The 25,881-nt window shown below is 54.9% G+C and carries 21 protein-coding genes; 6 read left to right on the forward strand and 15 right to left on the reverse strand.

Features of this window, described 5'->3' with window-relative positions; genetic code table 11:
- Window positions 1-153 precede the first annotated feature (153 nt).
- The 5 genes from asnB to nagB form a co-directional block, all read right to left on the reverse strand.
- Entirely contained in the window at window positions 154-1,818 is a 1,665-nt protein-coding gene (asnB, locus tag USF70_RS01955) for an asparagine synthase B (RefSeq protein WP_023310762.1), read from the reverse strand.
- Window positions 1,819-2,067: 249 nt separating this feature from the next.
- Window positions 2,068-2,820, reverse strand: a complete 753-nt coding sequence (gene nagD, locus USF70_RS01960; RefSeq protein ID WP_023310763.1) for a ribonucleotide monophosphatase NagD — start codon at window positions 2,818-2,820, stop codon at window positions 2,068-2,070.
- Between the two features lie 45 nt (window positions 2,821-2,865).
- Window positions 2,866-4,086: a DNA-binding transcriptional regulator NagC gene (nagC, locus tag USF70_RS01965; protein ID WP_021242995.1), complete on the reverse strand. Its 1,221-nt coding sequence runs from the start codon at window positions 4,084-4,086 to the stop codon at window positions 2,866-2,868.
- Window positions 4,087-4,094: 8 nt separating this feature from the next.
- The gene (gene nagA, locus USF70_RS01970) at window positions 4,095-5,243 is read right to left on the reverse strand and encodes an N-acetylglucosamine-6-phosphate deacetylase (protein ID WP_064673647.1); all 1,149 of its coding nucleotides are present in this window, start codon (window positions 5,241-5,243) and stop codon (window positions 4,095-4,097) included.
- A gap of 55 nt (window positions 5,244-5,298) precedes the next feature.
- Window positions 5,299-6,099: a glucosamine-6-phosphate deaminase gene (gene nagB / locus USF70_RS01975; RefSeq protein WP_320735226.1), complete on the reverse strand. Its 801-nt coding sequence runs from the start codon at window positions 6,097-6,099 to the stop codon at window positions 5,299-5,301.
- Window positions 6,100-6,427: 328 nt separating this feature from the next.
- Here nagB and nagE point away from each other — a divergent pair, with 328 nt between their 5' ends.
- The 4 genes from nagE (at window position 6,428) to chiQ (ending at window position 12,504) form a co-directional block, all read left to right on the forward strand.
- The gene (gene nagE, locus USF70_RS01980) at window positions 6,428-8,449 is read left to right on the forward strand and encodes an N-acetylglucosamine-specific PTS transporter subunit IIBC (RefSeq protein ID WP_024907027.1); all 2,022 of its coding nucleotides are present in this window, start codon (window positions 6,428-6,430) and stop codon (window positions 8,447-8,449) included.
- 169 nt (window positions 8,450-8,618) lie between these two features.
- Entirely contained in the window at window positions 8,619-10,286 is a 1,668-nt protein-coding gene (gene glnS / locus USF70_RS01985; protein ID WP_029740147.1) for a glutamine--tRNA ligase, read from the forward strand.
- 446 nt (window positions 10,287-10,732) lie between these two features.
- The gene (gene chiP, locus USF70_RS01990; RefSeq protein ID WP_023310769.1) at window positions 10,733-12,130 is read left to right on the forward strand and encodes a chitoporin ChiP; all 1,398 of its coding nucleotides are present in this window, start codon (window positions 10,733-10,735) and stop codon (window positions 12,128-12,130) included.
- 47 nt (window positions 12,131-12,177) lie between these two features.
- Complete coding sequence (gene chiQ / locus USF70_RS01995; RefSeq protein ID WP_033146507.1) at window positions 12,178-12,504, forward strand: ChiQ/YbfN family lipoprotein; 327 nt, start codon at window positions 12,178-12,180, stop codon at window positions 12,502-12,504.
- A gap of 138 nt (window positions 12,505-12,642) precedes the next feature.
- On the opposite strand, the gene fur is transcribed toward chiQ, so the two are convergent.
- The 4 genes from fur to ybfF all read right to left on the reverse strand — a co-directional run bounded on the left by fur (window position 12,643) and on the right by ybfF (window position 15,255).
- Window positions 12,643-13,089, reverse strand: coding sequence for a ferric iron uptake transcriptional regulator (gene fur, locus USF70_RS02000; RefSeq protein ID WP_014169146.1), 447 nt, complete (start codon window positions 13,087-13,089; stop codon window positions 12,643-12,645).
- A 290-nt stretch (window positions 13,090-13,379) separates the two neighbouring features.
- Window positions 13,380-13,910: a flavodoxin FldA gene (fldA, locus tag USF70_RS02005; RefSeq protein WP_008501067.1), complete on the reverse strand. Its 531-nt coding sequence runs from the start codon at window positions 13,908-13,910 to the stop codon at window positions 13,380-13,382.
- A 155-nt stretch (window positions 13,911-14,065) separates the two neighbouring features.
- Window positions 14,066-14,353, reverse strand: coding sequence for a LexA regulated protein (ybfE, locus tag USF70_RS02010; protein WP_028019455.1), 288 nt, complete (start codon window positions 14,351-14,353; stop codon window positions 14,066-14,068).
- Window positions 14,354-14,481: 128 nt separating this feature from the next.
- Window positions 14,482-15,255, reverse strand: coding sequence for an esterase (gene ybfF, locus USF70_RS02015; RefSeq protein WP_320735227.1), 774 nt, complete (start codon window positions 15,253-15,255; stop codon window positions 14,482-14,484).
- Between the two features lie 183 nt (window positions 15,256-15,438).
- On the opposite strand from ybfF, the gene seqA reads away from it, so the two are divergent.
- Both seqA and pgm read left to right on the forward strand, forming a co-directional pair.
- The gene (seqA, locus tag USF70_RS02020; RefSeq protein WP_048976302.1) at window positions 15,439-15,987 is read left to right on the forward strand and encodes a replication initiation negative regulator SeqA; all 549 of its coding nucleotides are present in this window, start codon (window positions 15,439-15,441) and stop codon (window positions 15,985-15,987) included.
- A 24-nt stretch (window positions 15,988-16,011) separates the two neighbouring features.
- On the forward strand, window positions 16,012-17,652 hold the full coding sequence (pgm, locus tag USF70_RS02025) for a phosphoglucomutase (alpha-D-glucose-1,6-bisphosphate-dependent) (RefSeq protein WP_232938427.1): 1,641 nt from the start codon (window positions 16,012-16,014) through the stop codon (window positions 17,650-17,652).
- 144 nt (window positions 17,653-17,796) lie between these two features.
- Here the strand turns inward: pgm and potE are convergent, their stop codons facing one another.
- The 6 genes from potE to kdpC all read right to left on the reverse strand — a co-directional run bounded on the left by potE (window position 17,797) and on the right by kdpC (window position 25,881).
- Window positions 17,797-19,110 (reverse strand): putrescine-ornithine antiporter, encoded by a 1,314-nt coding sequence (gene potE, locus USF70_RS02030; RefSeq protein ID WP_014831099.1) that lies wholly within the window; start codon window positions 19,108-19,110, stop codon window positions 17,797-17,799.
- A complete protein-coding gene (gene speF, locus USF70_RS02035; RefSeq protein ID WP_232938426.1) occupies window positions 19,107-21,305 on the reverse strand; it encodes an ornithine decarboxylase SpeF in 2,199 nt (732 codons plus the stop codon). Before speF ends, potE begins: the two co-directional genes overlap by 4 nt.
- 254 nt (window positions 21,306-21,559) lie before the next feature.
- A complete protein-coding gene (speFL, locus tag USF70_RS02040) occupies window positions 21,560-21,664 on the reverse strand; it encodes a leader peptide SpeFL (RefSeq protein WP_003858645.1) in 105 nt (34 codons plus the stop codon).
- 279 nt (window positions 21,665-21,943) lie between these two features.
- Entirely contained in the window at window positions 21,944-22,621 is a 678-nt protein-coding gene (gene kdpE, locus USF70_RS02045) for a two-component system response regulator KdpE (protein ID WP_320735228.1), read from the reverse strand.
- On the reverse strand, window positions 22,618-25,305 hold the full coding sequence (gene kdpD / locus USF70_RS02050) for a two-component system sensor histidine kinase KdpD (protein WP_023310777.1): 2,688 nt from the start codon (window positions 25,303-25,305) through the stop codon (window positions 22,618-22,620). The genes kdpE and kdpD overlap by 4 nt, the downstream gene beginning before the upstream one ends.
- Entirely contained in the window at window positions 25,306-25,881 is a 576-nt protein-coding gene (gene kdpC, locus USF70_RS02055; protein WP_033144943.1) for a potassium-transporting ATPase subunit KdpC, read from the reverse strand.

Genomic DNA, 25,881 nt, shown 5'->3' on the forward strand with positions numbered 1-25,881 from the left:
TTTCAACGAAAATAGCCGGAATGTGACTGTTTGGTTAGGTTGCGAACAGCGTGGCCGAATATTCGGCAATTATTGGTTATTAATCAGATTTAGACGGTGAAATGTGAGGCAAAAAAATCAGGCCCCTGAGGGGCCTGATTGCGATCTGAGTGATTATTTGTAGGCTGACTGGTGAACGCCTACCGCGCGTCCTGACGGATCGTTCATGGATTTGAAAGATTCATCCCATTCAATCGCTTTGGCAGAAGAGCAGGCGACGGACGGGCCACCCGGTACGCACTCCGCGGCACTCGGTACCGGGAACAGCTCTTCAAAAATTTCACGATACAGATAGGCCTCTTTCGAGCCCGGCGTGTTGTACGGGAAGCGGAAGCTCGCGGTTTCCAGCTGTTGGTCAGAAACCTGTTTCGCCGCGACCTCTTTCAGGGTGTCGATCCAGCTATAACCTACGCCATCAGAGAACTGCTCTTTCTGACGCCATGCCACGCTCGCCGGCAGGTAGGATTCAAAACACTCGCGCAGAATATGTTTTTCCATTTTGCCGTTGCCGCACATCTTGTCCTGCGGGTTGATGCGCATCGCCACGTCGAGGAATTTCTTATCCAGGAACGGCACGCGCGCTTCCACGCCCCAGGCCGACATCGCTTTGTTGGCACGCGCACAGTCGAACATGTGTAGCGCCTGCAGCTTACGCACGGTCTCTTCGTGCAGCTCTTTGGCGTTCGGCGCTTTGTGGAAGTACAGGTAGCCGCCAAACACTTCGTCAGAACCTTCACCGGAGAGCACCATCTTGATGCCCATCGCTTTGATCTTACGCGACATCAGGTACATCGGCGTTGAGGCGCGGATGGTAGTCACGTCATAGGTTTCAATGTGATAGATCACATCGCGGATCGCATCCAGACCTTCCTGCACGGTGAAGTGAATCTCGTGGTGCACGGTGCCGAGGTGGTTCGCCACTTCCTGCGCGGCTTTCAGGTCAGGTGCGCCTTCCAGGCCAACGGCAAAAGAGTGCAGCTGTGGCCACCAGGCTTCTGAGCGCTCCTGATCTTCCACGCGACGCGCCGCGAATTTCTTGGTGATCGCGGAGATTACGGAGGAGTCCAGACCGCCGGAGAGCAGCACGCCGTAGGGCACGTCAGACATCAGGTGGCTTTTCACGGAGTCTTCCAGGGCCTGGCGCAGCTCGGCTTTGTCCGTGACGTTGTCTTTTACCGCATCATAGTCGAACCAGTCACGCTGGTAATAGGAGCGGATCTCGCCATCTTTGCTCCACAAATAGCTGCCCGCCGGGAATTCTTTAATGGTGCGGCATACCGGCACCAGGGCTTTCATTTCAGAGGCAACGTAGAAGTTGCCGTGCTCATCGTGGCCCATGTACAGCGGGATAATGCCGATGTGGTCACGGCCAATCAGGTACGCGTCTTTTTCGCTGTCGTACAGGGCGAAGGCGAACATGCCCTGCAGGTCGTCCAGGAACTCGGGCCCTTTCTCCTGATACAGCGCCAGGATCACTTCACAGTCAGAACCGGTCTGGAACGCGTAGCGGTCGCCGTATTCGGCGCGCAGCGCCTGGTGGTTGTAGATTTCACCGTTGACAGCCAGCGCGTGCGTTTTTTTCTCGTTATACAGCGGCTGTGCACCGGCGTTGACGTCAACAATGGACAGACGTTCGTGAGCCAGAATCGCTTTATCACTGGCGTAAACGCCTGACCAGTCTGGTCCGCGATGGCGCATCAGGCGGGACAGTTCGAGTGCCTTTTTACGCAGTTCGCCCGCGTCAGTTTTAATATCCAGTACGCCAAAAATTGAACACATAACCTTCTCCGTTAACCCTGTTGCTTTGTAATGTTGCTTGCTTATGAAAATGCCGCAAAGGGGCAGGGCGCGCAAGCGTTTTACGGGTGAAAACGGAAATAGTGCAACAGTGATTGCGGAATAGTGAAAAAAGAGCACGCCAGAAATTCTTTTATTGATGATTATGCAATGAAACGTGCTTTTTGTTAGATGAGACTTTATTTTTGTAGGCCATAAATGAAAAAACACGCCCTGAGGCGTGGTTCGGTATCAGATGATGTCGATTTCATCGACGGAGGGGTAAATCCAGCTTGGCCGGAACGGCATCGAATCAATGTCATCAAGTTGAGAGACGCCGGAGAGGACCAGAATCGTCTCCAGACCCGCCTGGAATCCGGCCAGAATATCGGTGCGCAGGTTGTCGCCGACAATAACGGTTTCTTCAGAGTGGGCCTGCATCTTGTTGAGCGCGGCACGAATGATCCACGGGCTCGGTTTACCGACTACAAACGGCTGACGACCTGAGATTTTTTCGATACCGGCGCACAGCGCGCCGCAGGCCGGATAAAAACCACGGCCGTGCGTATCCGGGTTGGTCGCGATAAAGCGCGCGCCGCTGGCGACAAAGTATGCTGCCTTATGCATCATCTCCCAGTTAAAGGAGCGCGTTTCGCCGACAATCACGAAGTCCGGGTTCACGTCAGTGATGGTAAAGCCAGCTTTGTACAACTCGTGTATCAGCGCACCTTCACCCACCACGTAGGCTTTTTTCCCTTCCTGACGCTTCAGAAAATCTGCCGTGGCCATTGCCGAGGTATAAAACACGCTGTCCGGAACGTCGACGCCCGCTGTGGCAAAGCGGTTAGCCAGGTCCTGACCGGTTTGGGAAGGGTAGTTCGTGAGCAGAACCAGAGGCATTCCTTTGTCGATGATGCGGTGAAGAAACTCCGCAGCACCCGGCACGGCAACGTTGTCGTGCATCAGCACGCCGTCGATATCACAAATTACATTCTTAATGGTCATGGACAGTCCGACATCAAAAAAAGAAGGCGTTACTATAAGGTCCGATCAACTTTCCAGCAAATGCTGCAGCAGAATTCCGTTGAGCATGGCGCGTTTGACCAGCGCGAACGCGCCAATCGCCGAGCGATGGTCAAGCTTTGAACGAACCACCGGGAGGTTCTGGCGGAATGCTTTCAGCGCCTGGGTGTTAATACAGCCTTCAATGGCGGGGAGCAGCACCTTTTCCGCCTCCACAATTTCACCGGCGATCACCACTTTCTGGGGGTTAAACAGGTTAATGGCGATGGCGATGGTTTTCCCCAGATGGCGGCCTACCTGCTCGATCACTTCACAGGCCAGCGCGTCGCCTTTATTGGCGGCTTTGCAGATGGTGCCTATCTTGCAATCGTCCAGCGTGACGCGGCTTTGGTAACCCTGTTCAAGGAGATGGCGAACGCGCTGCTCGATGGCCGTGTTGGCGGCAATCGTTTCAAGGCAGCCGAAGTTGCCGCAGTGGCAGCGCTCCCCGAGGGGTTCAACCTGAATGTGGCCGATCTCGCCGACGTTACCGTTGCGACCAATAAAAATACGGCCGTTAGAGATAATACCGGCGCCCGTTCCGCGGTGAACGCGCACCAGAATAGAGTCTTCACAGTCCTGGCTCGCACCAAAGTAGTGCTCTGCCAGCGCCAGAGAGCGAATGTCGTGGCCCACAAAGCAGGTCACCTTAAAACGCTTTTCCAGCGCGTCGACCAGCCCCCAGTTTTCAACCTGAATATGCGGCATATAGCGGATCACGCCGCTTTCCGGGTCGACCAGTCCGGGCAGAATCACGGAGATGGCAATGAGTTCACGGATCTTGCGCTGACAGCTTTCAATAAACTGCGCAATGGTATTCAGCAGCGCATGCTCCAGCGTCTCCTGGGTGCGCTCCGGAAGAGGGTAGTGCTCTTCCGCAATGGCTTTACTGCTCAGATCGTACAGCGTGAGCGTGGTGTCATGGCGGCCCAGACGGACGCCAATGGCCTGAAAATTGCGGGTTTCGGTAATAATGGAGATCGCGCGGCGGCCCCCGGTGGAGGCCTGCTGATCGACTTCTTTGATCAGACCGCGCTCAATGAGCTGGCGGGTAATTTTTGTCACGCTGGCGGGAGCAAGCTGGCTCTGTTCGGCTATCTGAATTCGCGAGATTGGTCCGTGCTGGTCAATCAGGCGGTATACCGCCGCACTGTTAAGTTGTTTAACGAGATCGACATTACCGATTTGAGCTTGTCCGCCAGGTGTCATACTTTTACTTACTCAGTGACGACCTCGTTACCATTAACGATGGTCTTAATAATTTTATAATCGTGTGTGAATGCCGTCAGGTTTGCAACCATACCTGGTGCAATTTCGCCGAGCTGTTTATCCACGCCCATTGCGCGCGCCGGATAAAGGGTGGCCATACGCAGGACTTCATCAAGCGCAATCCCGCAATGTTCAACCAGGTTACGCACCCCTTCAATCATGGTTAAAGAGGAACCGCTCAGCGTACCGTTTTCATCCACACACAGTCCATTGCGGTAGTATATTGTTTTACCGGCAAAAATGAACTGCTCAATATTTGCACCTGCCGGTGCGGTGGCATCCGTCACCAGACAAAGCTTGTCACCTTTCAGCCGCTTAGCGTTGCGAATGTTGGTGTAATCGACGTGTAAGCCGTCAGCAATAATGCCGCAGTAAACGTCTGGTTCATCCAGAATCGCCCCGACCAGACCCGGTTCACGGCCTGTGATATACGGCATAGCGTTGTAAAGGTGCGTTGCGAAAGTAATGCCCGCGCGGAAACCGGCTTTCGCTTCTTTCAGCGTCGCGTTTGAGTGGCCAGCTGAAACGATAATCCCGGCACCAGCCAGTTTGCTGATGACATCCGTACCCGTCATTTCAGGCGCCAGCGTCACTTTGGTGATCACATCGGCGTTCGCACACATGTAGTCAACCAGCTCCGCATCCGGTTTACGCACGTAATTCGGGTTATGCGTTCCTTTCTTGACCATATTCAGCCATGGCCCTTCAAGGTGCAGACCCAGCGCCTGGTTAGAGTGTTTGGCCAGGTATTCGCGCATCACGCGGATACCCTGCTTCATGAGGTCATCACTGCTGGTGATGAGCGTTGGCAGATAGCTGGTGCAGCCCGATTTCTCGTTGGCTTTCTGCATGATCTCCAGCGTTTCGACCGTCACCGCATCCGCAGTGTCATTGAATTGCACACCGCCGCAGCCGTTGAGCTGTACGTCGATGAAACCGGGGGAGATTACTGCTCCATTGAGTGAGCGCTGTTCAATCTCCGGCGGCAGTTCTGCCAGCGGACAAACACGTTCAATCAGGCCATCAGCGATAACAATCGCATGGTCATCCAGAATTTCATGGCCGGTATAAATCCGACCGTGGGTTAAAGCGTACATAACGACCCCCGGTTAAAAAAAGCGGCCGCCTCTTGATGAAGAGGCGGTTATTCAATTACAGACCTTTGATGTTCTCAGCTTCTAACTCGTTGAAGTATTTCAGCGTTTTAACCTTCAGCTCCATCGTGGACGGTTCGTCGCAGACGATGACGGATTTAGGATGCAGCTGCAGGCAGCTGATGGTCCACATATGGTTAACGTTGCCTTCAACGGCAGCCTGGAGCGCTTGCGCTTTCACGCCGCCCAGCACCAAAATCATCACTTCTTCGGCATCCAGCAGGGTGCCTACGCCTACGGTCAGGGCGTATTTTGGAACCTGGTTAACATCGCCGTCAAAGAAGCGGGAGTTTGCCACGCGCGTGTCATGGGTCAGCGTTTTAATACGGGTGCGGGAAGCCAGAGATGACGCCGGTTCGTTAAACGCGATATGACCATCATTACCTACACCACCCATGAACAGGTGGATCTTACCGTAAGAACGGATTTTTTCTTCATACTGACGGCATTCTGCGTCAATATCAGGCGCGTTTCCATTCAGCAGGTTAATATTTTCAGATGGAATATCAACGTGATCAAAGAAATTACGGTGCATAAAGCTATGGTAGCTTTCCGGGTGGTCTTTCGGTAAGTCAACGTATTCATCCATATTGAAGGTCACAACATGTTTGAAGCTAACCTGGCCTGCTTTATGCATCTCAACCAGCGCCTTATAGGCGGTCAGCGGCGTGCCGCCTGTCGGAAGTCCAAGAACGAAAGGACGATCGGCGGTCGGTTTAAAGGCGTTAATACGGTTAACGATATGGCGAGCGGCCCATTTACCGACTTGTTCAGCAGTTGCCAGGGGAATCAGTCTCATTGTTCACCTCAAGAGTTTAAGTAGAAGAGTGGGCGGATGGCTATCGGGACCTGATACTTAAGCGTAACCTGGAAACTTTCAGGCCGGATCAATCCGTCTTGATTTTTTGAATGATAAAATAAGTTTTCGCTGTTAGCCAGTATAAGGGAGGGTGAATAACGATATTTGGTGACAAAAATCACAAAAAGTACGCGTTTAATTTGCGATACGAATTAATTTTTCACACACTCACAATGCCAGTGAAGCATCAACTGTATCTATAGTTCGTGACACAATAAAAAACAGAGCTGAGAACATGCCTTAAACGGGGTCTCATAGGGGGAAGAAAGTGAGTATTCTAGGTTATTTACAAAAGGTTGGCCGCGCGCTTATGGTGCCGGTCGCCACGCTGCCTGCCGCAGCCATCCTGATGGGTGTCGGCTACTGGATCGACCCCAACGGCTGGGGTAATACCAGCGCGCTGGCGGCGTTCTTTATCAAGTCAGGTTCCGCCATTATCGACAACATGTCCGTGTTGTTCGCGATTGGTGTGGCTTACGGTATGTCCAAAGACAAAGACGGTGCCGCTGCGCTGACCGGTTTTGTCGGTTTCCTCGTGTTAACCACCCTCTGCTCGCCTGCAGCGGTGGCCATGATCCAAAAAATTCCGGCGGACCAGGTTCCGGCGGCATTCGGTAAGATCAGCAACCAGTTTGTCGGTATCCTTGTGGGTATCATCTCCGCCGAACTGTATAACCGCTTCAGCAGCGTAGAGCTGCCAAAAGCGCTCTCCTTCTTTAGCGGTCGCCGCCTGGTTCCTATCCTGACCTCGTTTGTGATGATCGTTGTTGCGTTCATCATGATGTACGTCTGGCCGATGATCTTCGACGGTCTGGTGAACTTCGGTGAGCACATCCAGAAACTGGGTTCTGTCGGTGCGGGCGTGTATGCGTTCTTCAACCGTCTGCTGATCCCGGTCGGTCTGCACCACGCGCTGAACTCCGTATTCTGGTTCGACGTTGCCGGTATTAACGATATCCCTAACTTCCTGGGTGGCGCACAGTCCATCGAAGCAGGTAAAGCGGTAGTCGGTATCACCGGTCGTTACCAGGCGGGCTTCTTCCCGATCATGATGTTTGGTCTGCCGGGTGCTGCGCTGGCTATCTACCACTGCGCGCGTCCAGAGAACAAAGCAAAAGTGCTGGGTATCATGATGGCGGGGGCGTTCGCGGCCTTCTTCACCGGTATCACCGAGCCGCTGGAGTTCTCCTTCATGTTCGTGGCGCCGGTTCTGTATGTGATCCACGCCGTGCTGACCGGTATCTCCGTGTTCATCGCTGCCAGCATGCACTGGATTGCCGGTTTCGGCTTCAGCGCCGGTCTGGTGGATATGGTGCTGTCGTCCCGTAACCCGCTGGCGACCCACTGGTGGATGCTGATCCCGCAAGGTCTGGTGTTCTTCGCGATCTACTACATGGTGTTCCGTTTCACTATCACCAAATTCAACCTGATGACCCCGGGTCGTGAACTGGCCGTGGCCGGTAGCGAAGCGGATGGTCAGGATGTGAACGTGAGCGGTGCTCAGGATCAGGACGTTTCAGGCCTGGCGCGTCAGTACATCGCCGCTGTCGGCGGTTCTGACAACCTGACCGGTATCGACGCCTGTATCACTCGTCTGCGTCTGAACGTCAAAGACTCTTCCCTGGTGAACGAAGCGCTGGCTAAACGTCTGGGTGCTTCCGGTGTTATTCGCCTGAACAAAACCAGCGTGCAGATTATCGTTGGCTTCGTGGCAGAGAAAATTGCTAATGCCATGAAAACCACTGGTCCGGTAGCCGCAGCAGAAGCTTCTGCCGCACCTGCCGCCGCGCCAGCGGCTGCAAAACCGCAGGCGGTACCGAACGCCAAAACGGTAGCCGCGCTGGTTTCACCGGTAACAGGTGAAGTGGTTGCGATTGAGCAGGTGCCTGACGAAGCCTTCGCCAGCAAAGCGGTTGGTGACGGTGTGGCGGTGAAACCAACGGAAAAAACCGTTGTGTCTCCGGCGGCCGGTACCATCGTGAAAATCTTCAACACCAACCACGCGTTCTGCCTCGAAACCGAAAATGGCGCGGAGATCGTTGTCCACATGGGTATCGATACCGTTGCGCTGAACGGTCAGGGCTTTACTCGCCTGGTGGAAGAGGGCGCTGAAGTGGTGGCCGGGCAGCCGATTCTGGAAATGGATCTGGACTTCCTGAACGCCAACGCGCGCTCCATGATAAGCCCGGTCGTTTGCAGCAACATCGATGACTTCAGTGGCCTGGTCATTCAGGCGAAAGGTCAGGTTGTTGCGGGTCAAACGCCGCTGTATGAGATTAAAGGCAAGTAATCGCTCCTGAGTAGAGTCATGCCTTAAGCGGCGGGGGATATCCTCCGCCGCTTTTTTTTGCAGCAAAAGCCCCCATTATTTTCTTCAGAGACGTTTTAAGGGTTGTCACTACGTCCGGCTTATAAGATCATATGCCGTTATACGTTGTTTACGCTTTGAGGAATCCACGATGAGTGAGGCAGAAGCCCGCCCGAGTAACTTTATTCGTCAGATCATCGATGAAGATCTGGCCAGTGGTAAGCACACCACAGTTCATACCCGCTTCCCGCCGGAGCCGAACGGCTACCTGCATATCGGGCATGCGAAGTCCATCTGCCTGAACTTTGGCATTGCGCAAGACTACCAGGGACAGTGCAACCTGCGTTTCGATGACACCAACCCAGTAAAAGAAGACATCGAATACGTTGAGTCCATCAAGAATGACGTGCAATGGCTGGGCTTCAACTGGTCTGGCGATATCTGCTACTCCTCTGACTATTTTGATCAGCTGTACGCCTACGCGGTTGAACTGATCAACAAGGGTCTGGCGTACGTTGACGAACTGTCTGCTGATGAAATCCGTGAATATCGCGGTACGCTGACCGCCCCGGGCAAAAACAGCCCGTTCCGCGATCGCAGCGTGGAAGAGAACCTGGCGCTGTTTGAAAAAATGCGTGCCGGTGGCTTCGAAGAAGGCAAAGCGTGCCTGCGTGCCAAAATCGACATGGCGTCTCCGTTCATCGTGATGCGCGATCCGGTGCTGTACCGCATTAAGTTTGCGGAACACCATCAGACCGGCAACAAGTGGTGCATCTACCCGATGTACGACTTTACCCACTGCATTAGCGATGCGCTGGAAGGCATTACGCACTCCCTGTGTACGCTGGAGTTCCAGGACAACCGTCGTCTGTACGACTGGGTGCTGGATAACATCACCATTCCTGTGCATCCACGCCAGTACGAGTTCTCTCGTCTGAATCTGGAATACACCGTGATGTCCAAGCGTAAGCTGAACCTGCTGGTGACCGACAAGCACGTTGAAGGCTGGGATGACCCACGTATGCCAACCATCTCGGGTCTGCGTCGTCGTGGTTACACTGCCGCCTCTATTCGTGAGTTCTGCAAACGCATCGGCGTGACCAAGCAGGACAACACCATCGAGATGGCCTCCCTTGAATCCTGCATTCGCGAAGATCTCAACGAAAACGCCCCGCGCGCGATGGCCGTTATCGACCCGGTGAAACTGGTTATCGAAAACTATCCGCAGGGTGAAAGCGAGCTGGTCTCCATGCCTAACCATCCGAACAAACCGGAAATGGGTAGCCGTGACGTGCCGTTCAGCGGTGACATCTGGATTGACCGCGCTGACTTCCGCGAAGAAGCCAACAAGCAGTACAAGCGTCTGGTGCTGGGTAAAGAAGTGCGTCTGCGTAATGCCTACGTCATCAAAGCCGAGCGCGTAGAGAAAGATGCGGAAGGGAATATCACCACTATCTTCTGTTCTTATGACGCTGAAACGCTGAGCAAAGATCCGGCGGATGGCCGCAAAGTGAAAGGCGTGATTCACTGGGTGAGCGCTTCCCACGCGCTGCCGGTAGAAATTCGTCTGTACGATCGTCTGTTCAGCGTGCCTAACCCAGGTGCAGCGGAAGACTTCCTGGCGACCATCAACCCGGAATCTCTGGTGATCAAGCAGGGTTATGCGGAGCCTTCTCTGAAAGCCGCTGAAGCGGGCAAAGCGTTCCAGTTCGAACGTGAAGGTTACTTCTGCCTGGACAGCCGTTACAGCACGGCGGAAAAACCGGTATTCAACCGTACCGTAGGTCTGCGTGATACCTGGACGAAGATCGGCGAATAATATTGCTGGTCTGGTCAATGAGAGACAAACGCCGCACTATGCGGCGTTTTTTTATTTAACGATCAGGGTATTAAGACAGGGCCTAAAAAGGCGTCATAAAAATATCAGGTCAATGAGGTGCTACTTATTTTTCAAAAAAAAGTTTGTATCATTGCGGAAATTAAAAAGGTTATAAAAAAGGAAAGAATTCTCACGTCTAGCTACTGAAATACCTGATAATTCCCCGCCATTCCTCGCCTCCTCACAAATGTTACAAAGCGCTACCAATTATGTGCACTTCGTCATAGTCCTGACTTTTGTCCGCTAAAAAGCATTGATAATTCGCGTCGCGAAAAATAACCTAAAGACGGTAGTTAATTCGAGGGTATTTAAAGCTACCCCTGACCATTTGGTCTTTTTTATTTACGCCGCTTCAGGCGTTTTAATTCGTCAAAGAGGAATAATCTATGCGTACGTTCAGTGGCAAACGTAGTGCGCTGGCGCTGGCTATTGCCGGTGTGACAGCAATGTCGGGTCTGGTGGTGACACCAGAGGCGAAAGCGGCGGGCTTCATCGATGATTCTACCCTCACGGGCGGTATTTATTACTGGCAGCGTGAACGTGACCGTAAAGACGTCACCGAAGACAAATACAAAACCAACCTTTCTCACTCCACCTGGAATGCCAACCTGGACTTCCAGTCAGGCTATGCCGCGGATATGTTCGGTCTGGATATTGCTGCGTTTACCGCGATTGAAATGGCGGAAAACGGCGACAGCGCCCACCCGAACGAAATTGCCTTCTCCTCCAGCAACAAAGCCTATAAAGAAGACTGGTCCGGGGATAAAAGCGGCATTAGCCTTTACAAAGCCGCTGCAAAATTTAAATACGGTCCGGTCTGGGCGCGCGGTGGTTATATTCAGCCAACTGGCCAGACTCTGTTAGCACCGCACTGGAGCTTTATGCCGGGTACCTATCAGGGTGCCGAAGCCGGGGCGAACTTTGACTACGGTGATGCGGGTGCGTTGAGCTTCTCCTATATGTGGACCAACGAGTACAAAGCACCGTGGCACATCGAGATGGACAAGTTCTACCAGAACGATAAAAAAACCAAAGTCGATTACCTGCACTCGTTGGGCGCGAAGTACGACTTCAAAAACGATCTGGTGCTGGAAGCGGCATTTGGTCAGGCACAGGGCTATGTCGATCAGTATTTTGCCAAGGCCAGCTATAAATTTGATGTCGCGGGTAGCCCGCTGAGCACCAGCTACCAATTCTACGGTACGCGCGACAAGGTCAGCAACGGTGGCGTAAACGACATTTATGACGGCACCGCGTGGCTGCAGGCGTTAACCTTCGGCTACAAGGTCGGTCAGGTTGATTTGCGTCTGGAAGGCACATGGGTGAAGGCAGAAGGGCAGCAGGGCTACTTCCTGCAGCGTATGACCCCGACCTACGCCTCCTCCAACGGTCGTCTTGATATCTGGTGGGATAATCGCTCAGACTTCAACGCCGACGGCGAGAAAGCGGTCTTCTTCGGCGCAATGTATGACCTGAAAAACTGGAACCTGCCTGGCTGGGCGGTGGGCGCTTCTTACGCTTACGCCTGGGACGCAAAACCTGCCGATATGGCCACGCCGGACGCATACTACGATCCCAACTATCGCCTGAAAGAGTCTTCCTACAGCCTTGATGCTATCTATACCCTGCAGGATGGCCGTGCGAAAGGCACGATGTTCAAACTGCACTTCACCCAGTATGACAACCACTCCGATATCCCGAGCTATGCGGGCGGTTACGGCAACATCTTCCAGGATGAGCGTGACGTGAAATTCATGGTTATTGCCCCATTCACCATCTTCTGATGAACGCACCGGCGGGCTGAGTCCCGCCGGCATGGAGACTGCACATGATGAAAAAAATCGTAATCGTCGCGTTGCTGGCATCAGGGCTGGCGGCGTGTGCTCAGAATCAGGCGCCGAAAGAGGACTCCCGTCTGAAGGAGGCGTATAGCGCCTGCATAAATACTGCGGAAGGATCGCCGGAGAAAATTCAAGCCTGTCAGAGCGTGCTGAACGTGCTGAAGAAAGAGAAAGCGCATGAGCAGTTCGCGACGCAGGAGAACGTCCGCGTGATGGATTACCAGGCCTGCATCCAGGCGCGTAAAACCGGTAACGATCAGGAAGTGGCGAAGCGTTGCGATAAGATCTGGAACGAGATACGCAATAACAATAATTAAGTGCTTTACGCCCGATGGCGCTGCGCTTACCGGGCCTACAAAGGTGTTATAGCCCGTAGGCCCGGTAAGCGCAGCGCCACCGGGCTTTTTTAGGCAAAAAAAAGCCAGCCTTTCGGCTGGCTCAGAGTATGAATCTTATTATTTCGCGTCGTGCGCGTGATCGTCTTCGCGGCAGTCGCCTTCAGCGCAGTGACCGTAAAGGTACAGGCTGTGGTTCGTCAGGCGGATGCCATGACGCGCCGCGATTTCACGCTGGCGCGCTTCGATGGAATCATCGCTGAATTCAATGACCTTGCCGCAATCGAGGCAGATCAGGTGATCGTGGTGCTGCTGCTGGGTCAGTTCGAAAACGGATTTACCGCCTTCGAAATTATGACGGGTAACAATGCCCGCGTCATCAAACTGGTTCAGCACGCGATAGACGGTAGCCAGCCCAATCTCTTCACCCATGTCGATAAGACGTTTATAAAGGTCTTCCGCACTGACATGGTGATTGTCTGGACCCTGAAGCACTTCAAGGATTTTTAACCGAGGAAGCGTAACTTTCAGGCCAGCCTTCTTTAATGCGGTATTGTTGTCAGTCATGCGGAATCTGTCCTGTTGCTAAACGATTCACTTCTGTAGGAAGTGACAGAAAATGCACCCGGGATAATGCGTCTCATTATAGAACTGCCATGGCTAAATGAAAACTGCAAGTCTCAGGCAAAATATGCTTATAAAAACGTGGTATCACCAACAAACTTGCTCAATGGAAAACCACGTTTTATCAGGGAGACATTGTACAGGTCTGGGCGAAAAAGTTAAAAGATTGTAGCGATTAATTTAATCGGTTTGACCTGGAGCATGGGCGCAACCGCAGTTGCGCCGCGATAAAATCAGGCGTTCAGAATATCATCCAGGTGCAGTTCTTCACGGATCTGCTTCACCCACTTCTCAACGCGCTCTGCGGTCAGTTCTGGCTGACGGTCTTCGTCGATGGCCAGACCCACGAAATGATCGTCATCGGCCAGGCCTTTAGACGCTTCGAAGTGGTAACCGGCGGTCGGCCAGTGGCCTACGATAACCGCGCCGTTCGGCTCAATGATATCGCGGATGGTGCCCAGCGCGTCACAGAAGTATTCGGCGTAGTCTTCCTGATCGCCACAGCCAAACAGGGCGACCAGCTTACCGTTGAAGTCCACTTCTTCCAGCGTCGGGAAGAAATCATCCCAGTCGCACTGGGCTTCACCGTAGTACCAGGTTGGGATACCCAGCAGCAGAATGTCATAGCCTTCCAGATCTTCTTTGCTGCTCTTGGCGATGTCATGCACATCAGCAACGTCTTTACCGAGCTGTTTTTGAATGTTTTTTGCGATATTTTCGGTATTGCCGGTATCACTGCCAAAGAAAATGCCGATGATTGCCATGAGTAAAATAACCTCTTGAAACTTAATAGTATGGTGGCGCAATTCGGCCACGGATAAGGGCAATAATAGCAGAACTGGCAACCCTGCGGAAACAGCTATCGCGCAGGACTGCACTCTGTGCTACATGAAAAGGGTGAGAAAGGGGATTTTCAGACTTATGCCTGGCTGCGTAACGTCTCAAGCTGGACGAGCAACATCTCTTCAATGAGCTCGCTGCGGCTGATATTTCGCGCGTCAGCCAGCTCGTTCAGCGCGTCGACGGCGTCGGCGTTAAGCTTCAGTTCGACACGCTTAAGCCCACGATTTTTATCGCGTTTAAGCTGGTTGCGTTTATTGATACGCAGCTGTTCATCGCGCGAAAGCGGATTCGTCTTGGGTCGTCCCGGGCGACGCTCATTCGCGAACAGATCTAGTGTCGTACGGTCCGTTTGTTCTTTGGCCATGATTCTGAGACTTCGGGGGAAACACGCCGCCCTGCTAATGCCCGGGCGATAAGCGCGCCATCATACATCACCAAAAACGGCACGCCAACGACTGGAAGCCCGCAGCCTTCCAGTCGCTTTCTTTTTAATCAATTTGCAGTATCAGTGAGATAGCGGCGAATGGCGCGCAGTACAGCATCCGGTTTTTCCGCATGCACCCAGTGCCCGGCACCGGCAATCACGTGGGCGCGAGCCTGCGGGAATTGGGCCAGCAGCGTGTCGCGGTACGCGTCGGTAACGTAAGGAGAATTTCCGCCGCGAATAAAAAGAGTAGGGTGTGGCCAGGCGGGGACGGTTTCCCAGCCCACGATGTTATTGTACTGCTCCCAGAGTACCGGCACGTTAAAACGCCATTGCCCGTCAACAAACGACTTCAGCAGGAACTGCACGACGCCTTCTTCATCAAGATGCTCACGCATGACGGCAGCCGCCTGTTGGCGCGTCGCGACACCCGCTTCTGTGACTGCATTGATGGCGGCAAAAATCTCGTCGTGACGGCGGACGTCATAATCCACGGGCGCGACGTCAATCACCACCAGGCCGCTAATACGGTCCGGGGCCAGTGCCGTCAGGGCCATCACCGCTTTGCCACCCATTGAATGCCCGATGAGGGTCACCTTTTGCAGATCGTTAGCATCCAGCGTATCCAGCAGATCCTGCGCCATCGCCGCGTAGGTCATCTCGTCGGAACGCCCGGAAAGACCGTGATTGCGTATATCGACCTGTAAAATATCGTGGTCGCTAACCAGATCGCGCGCCAGTACGCCCAGGTTGTCCAGACTGCCAAAAAGCCCGTGAACCAGTACGATGGGAGAATTATTGTTCGGCGATTGTGCAGTTTGCGCTCGGGTATTCAATTTCATGGCAAAGTTCTTTTTTTACGTATGTCAGGTTAGGGTATCATGTTGACCATTCTGCCGCCCGGCTGCAAGGTTCCAGTTTAATCTGACTTTTGCTGCCAACCTGGTTTGACGCTATCCGCTGTTGGGATTTGACCTTATAATCCCAATGACTTGTATTCAGATAAGATATCGCACTGGATTAAGATGAAAACAATCGAAGTTGATGACGAACTCTATCAGTATATTGCCAGCCAGACGCGGCATATCGGGGAGAGCGCGTCCGACATTTTACGGCGCATGCTTAAAATTTCCGCCGCTTCACAGCCTGCTACCCCAGTCACCAAAGATGTCGTGTCTCAGCCGAGCGTTATTGCACAAGCAAAACCTGCCGTGACGCCGGCAAAAGATAAAGTGCGCGCGATGCGCGAGCTGCTGCTCTCCGATGAATACGCGGAGCAGAAAAAGGCGGTTAACCGCTTTATGCTGGTGCTGTCTACACTTTACTCACTGGATAACAAAGCGTTTGCTGAAGCGACCGAGTCGCTTCACGGCCGTACTCGCGTCTATTTCGCGGGCGACGAGCAGACGCTGCTGCAAAATGGCAATCAAACCAAACCCAAACATGTTCCTGGCACCCCGTACTGGGTGATCACCAATACCAATACGGGCCGCAAGTGCAGCATGATTGAACACATCATGCAGTCCATGCAGTTCCCGGCGGAATTGATTGAAAAGGTTTGCGGTACAATTTAACCCTTGCATCAGAAGGACCCGGTAATGGCAAATCACAGCCGTGCAGGCCAACCTGCACAACAAAGCGATTTGATTAACGTCGCTCAGCTGACCGCGCAGTATTACGTGCTGAAACCGGTCGTGGGCAACGCAGAACACGCAGTGAAGTTTGGTACATCTGGTCACCGCGGCAGCGCGGCGCGCCACAGCTTTAACGAACCGCACATTCTGGCCATTGCTCAGGCCATTGCGGAAGAGCGCGCTAAAAACGGCGTTACCGGTCCGTGCTACGTGGGGAAAGATACCCATGCCCTGTCTGAACCGGCGTTCATCTCTGTTGTGGAAGTGCTGGCGGCAAACGGCGTCGATGTGATTGTTCAGGAGAACAATGGCTTCACCCCAACGCCTGCGGTCTCTAACGCCATCCTGGTGCACAACAAAAAAGGTGGCGCGCTGGCGGACGGTATCGTTATCACGCCATCCCACAATCCGCCGGAAGACGGTGGTATCAAATACAACCCGCCTAACGGTGGCCCGGCCGACACTAACGTCACCAAAGTGGTGGAAGATCGTGCGAACGCGCTGCTGGCTGACGGTCTGAAAGGCGTGAAGCGCATTTCTCTGGATGCGGCCATGGCGTCCGGTCACGTGAAAGAGCAGGATCTGGTTCAGCCGTTCGTGGAAGGGCTGGCGGATATCGTCGATATGGCGTCCATCCAGAAAGCCGGCCTGAAGCTGGGCGTGGATCCGCTGGGCGGCTCCGGTATCGAATACTGGAAACGTATCGCCGAGCACTACAAGCTGGATCTGACCATCGTGAACGATCACGTCGATCAGACCTTCCGCTTTATGCACCTGGACAAAGACGGCGCGATCCGCATGGACTGCTCCTCCGAGTGCGCGATGGCGGGCCTGCTGGCGCTGCGTGATAAATTCGATCTGGCGTTTGCTAACGACCCGGATTATGACCGTCACGGTATCGTCACCCCTGCCGGGCTGATGAACCCGAACCACTATCTGGCTGTTGCAATTAACTATCTGTTCCAGCACCGCCCGCAGTGGGGCAAAGAGGTGGCCGTCGGTAAAACGCTGGTTTCCTCCGCGATGATCGACCGCGTGGTCGAGGCGCTGGGCCGCACGCTGGTGGAAGTGCCGGTCGGCTTCAAATGGTTCGTTGACGGTCTGCACGACGGCAGCTTCGGCTTCGGCGGTGAAGAGAGCGCGGGCGCATCTTTCCTGCGTTTCGACGGCACGCCATGGTCAACCGATAAAGACGGCATCATCATGTGCCTGCTGGCGGCGGAGATCACTGCGGTCACCGGTAAGAACCCGCAGGAACACTACAACGACCTGGCGGCACGCTTTGGTGCACCAAGCTATAACCGTATTCAGGCGAGCGCGACGTCAGCCCAGAAAGTGGCCCTGTCCAAACTCTCTCCGGAGATGGTCAGCGCAAGCACCCTGGCGGGCGATCCGATCATCGCGCGTCTGACGGCTGCACCGGGCAACGGCGCATCCATTGGTGGTCTGAAAGTGATGACTGAGAACGGCTGGTTCGCCGCGCGTCCGTCCGGTACGGAAGATGCGTATAAAATCTATTGCGAAAGCTTCCTCGGCGCTGAGCACCGTCAGCAGATTGAGAAAGAAGCGGTAGAGATTGTCAGCGAAGTGCTGAAAAACGCGTAAGTGATGTTCGGGGCGGGCTGATGCCCTCACCCCGGCCCTCTCCCCACAGGGAGAGGGAGAAAACACTAAAAACGGCAACCCCTGGGTTGCCGTTTTGCTTTGACCTCGTAGGCCCGGTAAGCGCTAGCGCCACCGGGCTTTTTTTTAACTATGCTTATTCTTCAATTCAAACCGCGGTGACACCAGACCGTACAGCGTCCAGCCCATAAAGGTCACCATTGCCCCGTAGAGCATCGCTTCCTGGCCGGATGAGTAGAGCGCATAGAAGCTGTAGATTGCCCCGATCAGCGCCACGATATTGGCCGCGCGCGCTTTGCGTGGATCCACCTTCGCCACCTTCTGAATGATCACCAGCGCTGCCATCGACAGAATATACGGAATGATGTTCGTCACCACCGCCAGGTTGACCAGCACGTTGAACTGGCTGTTCAGCGACGGGCTAATGGTCATCAGCGACAATCCGCTCTGGAAGATAACAATCGCCAGCATGCCCTGCACCGGCGCATCCGCTTTGGTCACGCGGGAGAAGATTTTTGGGAAGTAACCTTCATCAGCCGAGGATTTAAAGACCTGTGCGATGGTGAACTGCCAGCCGAGGAGTGAACCGCAGCAGGACATCACCATCAGCCCCATGATCACTTTCCCGACCTCAGGCGTGAACATCTGCGCGAAGGCCAGACCGAACGGCGCCGTAGAGTTTGCCAGATCCATGTTTGGCACAATCCCGGCAATCACGTTAGTCGAGACGATATAGATCACCGCCGCGCCCAGCGTGCCGCCGAGGACCGCAATCGGCACGTTCTTCTCCGGATTCTCTACCACTTCCGCGTTCGCACAGGCGGATTCCAGACCCAGGAAGGCCCAGAGCGTCATGGCGATTGAAGAGCCGACCGCGGTAAAGAATGGCACATGGTGCGGGTTCCAGGAGTTGGCGTAGAGTGTCGGGCTGAACCAGAACCAGCCGATGATGCACAGGCCGACAACCGGGATAATCACGCCCCAGACGGTGATGCTGGAGAGCTGTCCGGTGATACGCGCGCCGCCAAAGTTAGCCACGGTACAGATCCACAGCACCCCGATGGTCGCCAGCCCAATTTGCACCGGGCTGAGCGTCGCGCCAAACAGCTCCGTACCGTAGCCCACGGCGGAGATGGCAATCGCCACGTTGGCGATCAGCAGTGACACCCCGTAGGTATAGTTGGCCATAAAGTTGCCCGACTTGCCGAAGGCGTATTCGGCATAGCCGCCCATGCCGCCTGACTTACGGCTGAACATTCCGCACTTGGCAAACGCCCACGCCAGCGCCATTGAACCGACTGCCGTCACCAGCCAGGAGATGATAGAGATGGTGCCCACCTCTGCCAGTTTGGTGGGCAGCATGATAATCCCGGAGCCCATCATGTTCACCATGGTGAGGATGGTCAGCTGCACCACGCCCATCTTGTTGGACTTACTCATAATTTCTCTCCTTTCAGCAGCGCGGGCTGAGCGGCGGGTTGTTTGATGACGTTACAGCGAACCTGCTTGCGACCCTCACACTCCTCGACGTACACACCCTGCAGCTCCGGCGCGAAGCCCGGCAGCAGATTGATGCCTTCTTCCAGCGCGGCAAAGTAGCGCAGCACGGAACCGCCCCAGACTTCCCCTGGGACCACGCACAGCACCCCCGGTGGATAAGGAAGGGCGCCTTCGGCGGCGATGCGGCCTTCCGCATCGCGCAGGGAGACCAGTTCAACTTCACCGCGCAGATAGGCGTAGTTCGCGTCCTGCGGGTTCATCATCACGCGTGGGAAGTGAGACTTGCGGAACATCTCTTTCTGCAGCTGTTTCACGTTGTGGCGGGCGTACAGGTCATGCATTTCCTGGCAGATCTGGCGCAGGGTGTAATCCGCGTAACGTTCCGGATGTTGTTTGTAGAGAGAAGGCAGGACGTCTTTCAGCGGAACATCGCTCTCGAGCAGTTTTTCGAAGCGCACCAGCTGCGCCACCAGCTGCTGCAGTTTGCCCATATCTTCCGCAGGCGTGAGCAGGAACAGGATCGAGTTGAGATCGCATTTTTCCGGCACGATGCCGTTTTCACGCAGGAAGTTGGCGAGGATAGTGGCGGGCACGCCGAAGTCGTCATACTCCCCGGTGCGGGCGTTAATACCCGGCGTGGTCAGCAGGAGCTTGCACGGGTCGATAAAATACTGATGCTCAGCGTAGCCTTCAAAAGCGTGCCAGTTTTCACCCGGTACGAAGTGGAAGAAGCGCAGATCGGTCGCAATTTTCGCCGTGTCCCAGCTTTCCCACGGGAGGCCATCCACCGTTTCCGGCACGAAGGGGCGCAGATACTGGCAGTTCTCCAGGATCAGCTTGCGCGCTTCGATACCGTTCACCACGCAATCCATCCACATGTTGCGGCCACTCTGGCCTTCGTGCATACGGGCGTTGATGTCCAGCGCAGCGAACAGCGGATAAAACGGGCTGGTGGAGGCGTGCATCATAAAGGCATTATTCAGCCGCTTGTGCGGGACATAGCGCTGTTGCCCTTTTATGTGGCTGTCTTTCTTATGGATTTGCGAGGTCTGCGAGAAGCCGGCCTGCTGTTTATGCACGGACTGGGTGACCAGGATCCCCGGATCGTTTTCGTTCAGCTCCAGCAGCAGCGGAGAGCAGTCGGCCATCATCGGAATAAACTGCTCGTAACCCACCCAGGCCGAGTCAAACAGGATGTAATCACACAGGTGCCCAATCTTATCCACCACCTGACGGGCGTTATAGATGGTGCCATCGTAGGTACCCAGCTGGATCACCGCCAGGCGGAACGGACGCGCATCGCGTGCACGGCCTGGCGCCACCTCTGCCACCAGCTCGCGCAGATAACTTTCTTCAAAGCAGTGGGCGTCAATGCCGCCAATAAAGCCGTACGGGTTGCGCGCGGTTTCCAGATAGACCGGCGTTGCGCCAGCCTGGAGGAGGGCACCGTGATGGTTGGATTTGTGGTTGTTACGGTCGAATAGTACCAGGTCGCCCGGGGTGAGCAGGGCGTTAAGCACCACTTTGTTGGATGACGAGGTGCCATTCAGCACGAAGTAGGTCTTATCAGCATTAAAGACTTTTGCAGCATGCTGCTGGGCGATGCACGGTGCGCCTTCGTGGATCAGCAGATCGCCCATCGCCACGTCGGCGTTACACAGGTCGGAGCGGAAAAGCGTCTCACCAAAGAAATCGACAAACTGATTACCGGCTGGATGGCGGCGGAAGAACTGACCACCCTGATGCCCCGGGCAGTCAAACGCGCTATTGCCCTGCTTCACATAGTCGACAAGGGCGCGGAAAAACGGCGGGCGCAGCTGGGTTTCATACTTCTGGGCGGCCGCTTCCAGCTGGCGTCCATAAAAGTCGTTGCTGGTGTCTGAATACTCAAATACGCCATGAATGCGCGATAAATAGTCTGCCGGGATGAACTCTTCTTTGTGCGTCGCGACAAAAACAGGAATGCCAAAACCGGTGGCTTCTATTTCGTCCAGGATACCGCTGGCAATATCCGTGACCGCCAGAACAATGGCGGCAACATCAATATAATCAGAGGCGCGGACATCTACCAGTTCACGCTGGGTAGTAAAGCAATCCGGACATGCACGGCTGGCTGCGATTTTTAAACTTTTCATCTTTCTCTCTTTATTTTAGGTAATAAGCGTCCCTCGATTTCTTGCAAGAAAGAAATCGATAATTTACCGGAAAAAAAGCAAAGGGTGGCCGCTGATTAAAATCAGTGAATTGCTTTTTTGATGATTGAAATTCAGTCCGCCCGGTGCGGATGAGTCTGAATTAAAATGAATGAGCGCACGAGTTCACAGGCAATGGCCTGTAAAATAAGGTATTTCAGGATAACCTGTAAGCGAGTGCGCCAGAAGTCGAAGGACTACCGGGCATTAAAGAGATGAAAGTCAAAGCAGTTTCGGTGGGCAAACATCATGATATGTGTTGTCCGCCTTATATGGGGCATTAAGCGATTGTTGTTTTCCATGTTTCATTTTCCTTTCAGTAATTGAAAGCATGGTCATTTTATCCAGGGAAAGGCGATTAACCGTGAGGTAGATCACCGTTAACCGATCAAATCAGAAATAAATATTCGTTTTAGATGAATATCGCAGATCAAAATTCTGATTTGTTGATGATGCGTTAACAGGTTGTGTTGTCAATGTTTTAAATGAGCGAAAATAGCCCGTAAAAATAATTTATGGGTTATTTGTGAAATATTGTCTGAGGGATTTCGTTTTTATTTAAAAATAAAATGAATAGTTATTCAAAGCATAAACCGATAACCGATACCGGTTTCAGTTAATAAATTGCGAGGGCGAGCGGGGTCAACTTCGAGTTTCTGACGAAGATGTCCCATATATATGCGTAAATAATGACTATGTTCTACAGCGTTGGGTCCCCACACCTGACTTAACAGCTGGCGTTGGGTGAGAACCTTGCCGTGGTTGTTGAGCAGAACGGCGAGCAGGCGAAATTCTATTGGCGTCAGATGGATTTCTTCTTCACCGCGCACAATACGCCGCGCGGCCAGGTCAACCCGGATATCCCCAAACGTGTAGGTTGGGTCAGCGGGCATGGTTGCGCTGTGGCGGCGCAGCGCCACGCGAAGGCGAGCCTGTAGCTCGCCGATACCAAAAGGTTTAATCAGATAGTCATCCGCCCCGGCATCCAGCGCCGCGATTTTATCCGTCTCTTCCGTACGCGCGGAGAGCACGAGGATCGGCATCTGGCTCCACTGACGCACTTCCCGGATAAAATCGATGCCGTCGCCGTCCGGCAGGCCAAGATCGAGGATCACCAGGTCCGGCTTGCGGGTGGCGGCTTCTATTAAACCCCGCTGAAGCGTACCCGCATCATGAACGCGCAGACCGTCCCCTTCCAGCGCAGCGCGCAGAAAACGGCTAATGGCGATCTCATCTTCAACAATCAGAACGTTGATCACAAATCCTCTGGTAATTCATTAAGTTCTGGCGGGGTTTCCAGAGGAAGTGTAACACAAAACCGCGCGCCGCCTTCGGGGCGATTCTCTGCGGAGATGGACCCGCCATGGACGTCAATGATCGCCTGGCAAATCGCCAGCCCCAGCCCCACGCCCGGAATGGCAGACTCCTTATTGCCGCGCGCGAATTTTTCGAAAATAGCCAACTCCTGCCCGGCTGGAATGCCGGGTCCGGTATCCCAGACGTCAAGATGAAGCGTGCCGTCGTCCACCGTTGCATCTACGCCAATTTGCGCGCTGGCGCCCGCATATTTGCCGGCATTTTCCAGCAGGTTGATCAGCACCCGTTCAAACAGCGGACCATCAACGTGAATTAAGGTCAGGGGCTCGGGCATGTTCAGCGCAATATGCCGCCCGCCCAGGCCGGGTTCGAGCATTTTCAGGGCGCTGCCCACTACCTCTTCAAGCGTGAGCCACTCTTTTTTGAGGTTAAAACCGCCTGACTGGATACGCGCCATATCGAGCAGGTTATTCACCAGACGCGTGGTATTCAGCACATGCTGGCGGATCTCGCTGGCCTGAAGGGCGTGTTTAGAGCCTTCGGCCGCCAGGTCCAGCGTCAGGATTTCTGACTGACCAAACAGGACGGTGAGCGGGGTTCGCAGATCGTGAGAGAGCGCCGCCAGCAGCGAGTTACGAATGCTTTCACGCTCGCTCGCCAGCCGGGCCTGCTCTTCGCTGGCGGTGAGGGCAAGCCGCTCCAGCGCGCTGGCAACCAGCAGCGTAAAGGTCTCCAGCAGCCGCTGCTGTTCGGGGATCATCAGCTGGCGCAGGTTTGAGGGCTCAACAATTACCAGCCCCTGATTTTTATCGGCGCTGCGCAGCGGCAGAATTTGGTAGGGCACGCCGGGCAGGGTGTCGGTCCCTGCGCCCGCAGGTAACCCTTTATCAAAGCTCCAGCGCGCGATGGCTTCGTCCCAGGGCGTCATGCCTGAGGCCGACGTCAGCGGGCGCAGCTTGCCGTGTTCGTCAGGGAGTAAAATCAGGTTGCTGGCATGAAACGTCGAGCGAATGAACTGCTCGCTGGTCTGCACGATATCCAGCGGCGTGCGGCCCACCGCCAGCGATTTCGACATCTCATAGAGATGGCGCGTGCGCTGTTCGCGATAGCGGGCAATACGCGCCTGGTAGCGCACGCCCGCCGTCAGATTCCCGATTACCAGCCCGACGGTGAGCATCACCGCAAAGGTGAGAATGTACTGAACATCCGACACGGCGAGCGTCCCGCGCGGGGCAATAAAGAACAGATCGAAGCTGATGACGTTAATCACCGTCGCCAGTACCGACGGCCAGCGCCCGTAAAAGAGCGCCACCACCACTACGCCAAGCAGGTAGATCATCACCAGGTTGGCGGCATCAAACGCGATCAGCCACTGGCTGGCAATCACGGTAATCAGGGCGCAGAGCACGACGGCGACAAGACAGCCGCGCAGCTGAATGCGCCATTTATCGCTGAAGGCACGGCTGTCCGGCGCGCGGCTGGGTAACGGCGTGGGCTTATCATCCAGCGCCACGATCACCAGGTCCAGATCCGGTGCGCGGCGGGCCAGCTTGTCGGCAAACGATTCGCGGCTAAACCAGCGGCGATGCTGGCGACGGCCAATCACGATTTTTCCCAGATTGTGCTCACGGGCGTAGCGCAAAATGGCTTTATCTTCCTGAGGGTCGGAAAGGGTGGCGGTTTCGGCACCCAGCTCCTGCGCCAGGCGAAGCGAACTCAATATCGCGCGACGCTGGTTCTCGGGCAGCGCGTGCAGCTGCGGCGTTTCGACATACACCGCATGCCAGACGCTGCCAAATTTGGCCGCCAGGCGCGCGGCGGTGCGGACAAGCTTTTCATTGCCGCTGCCGTGGCCTACGCACAGCAGGATGGCATCTCGCGTATGCCAGACGCGCTCCTGGCCCTGCAGGTCGCGCCAGGCGCGCATCTGATCGTCGACGCGATCGGCAGTACGACGCAGGGCCAGCTCGCGCAGGGCAATCAGGTTGCCTTTACGGAAGAAATGTTCGATGGCGCGCTCGGCCTGGCCGGCAATATAAACCTTGCCTTCGTGCAGGCGCTGGCGCAAATCGTCGGGGGGAAGGTCGACCAGCACCACTTCATCGGCAGAATCAAAGAAGGGGTCGGGCACCGTCTCGCGCACCTGAATGCCGGTCACGCCGCTGACCACGTCGTTCAGGCTCTCCAGATGCTGAACGTTAACCGTCGTGAAAACATCGATGCCGGCTTCGAGCAGCTCCTCGACATCCTGCCAGCGTTTTGGATGGCGTGAGCCTGGCGCATTGCTGTGCGCCAGTTCGTCCATCAGGATAAGGGCGGGACGGCGGGCGAGGGCGGCATCGAGATCGAATTCGGTGACTAGCCGACCGCGGTGGCTGATACGGCGGGGCGGCTGGGTGGCCAGCCCCTTCAGCAGCGATGCGGTCTCTTTGCGTCCGTGGGTTTCTACCACGCCTATCAATATATCGAGCCCCTGCGCCCGAAGCCGCTGGGCTTCCGTCAGCATGGCGAAGGTTTTCCCGACGCCTGCGCAGGCGCCAAAGAAAATTTTCAGTTTGCCGCGATGGGCTTCGGCCGTCTGTTCGAGCAGCCTGTCCGGATCCGGGCGCATGGGCTCGTCGGTCATTTAGTTTTTCCTTAGCGCGTCCAGCGCCAGATTCAGCTCAACAATATTCACCACGGGCATGCCGATAAAGCTGACCAGCGGCTTTTGCGTGTGCTCTGCAACCAGCTGGCTAACCTGTTCGACGGTCAGCTGACGGGCCGCGGCGACGCGCGGGATTTGCCATGCCGCGGCTGCCGGCGTCAGGCTGTAGTCCAGCCCGCTGGCCGAGGCGGTCACCAGCTCTACGGGCACCTCACGGCTGGCCTGCGGATTTGCGGCGCGCAGGGCTGCCACGCGCTCAGCAACGGCTTTGTCCAGCTCGGGGTTGCTGCCCGCCAGGTTACTGCCGCCGGATGCCATCGGATTATACGGGCTTTCGGCAGTGGCGGAAGGGCGCCCCTGGAAGTAACGGGCATCGGTAAAGTTCTGACCAATCAGGCGTGAACCGCGGCTTTCACCGTTTTGCATAATCAGCGAGCCGTTGGCCCGATCCTTAAACCACCACTGGCCCAGCGCGGTGGTCACCAGCGGGTACAGCCCGCCGGTAATGAGAGACAGCAGAATAAACAGAAGTATAGCGGGGCGTAACATCGTCAT

The sequence above is a fragment of the Enterobacter sp. 237C8 genome (genome assembly GCF_034106865.1).
In the GTDB taxonomy this organism is placed as follows: Bacteria; Pseudomonadota; Gammaproteobacteria; order Enterobacterales; family Enterobacteriaceae; genus Enterobacter; species Enterobacter asburiae_B.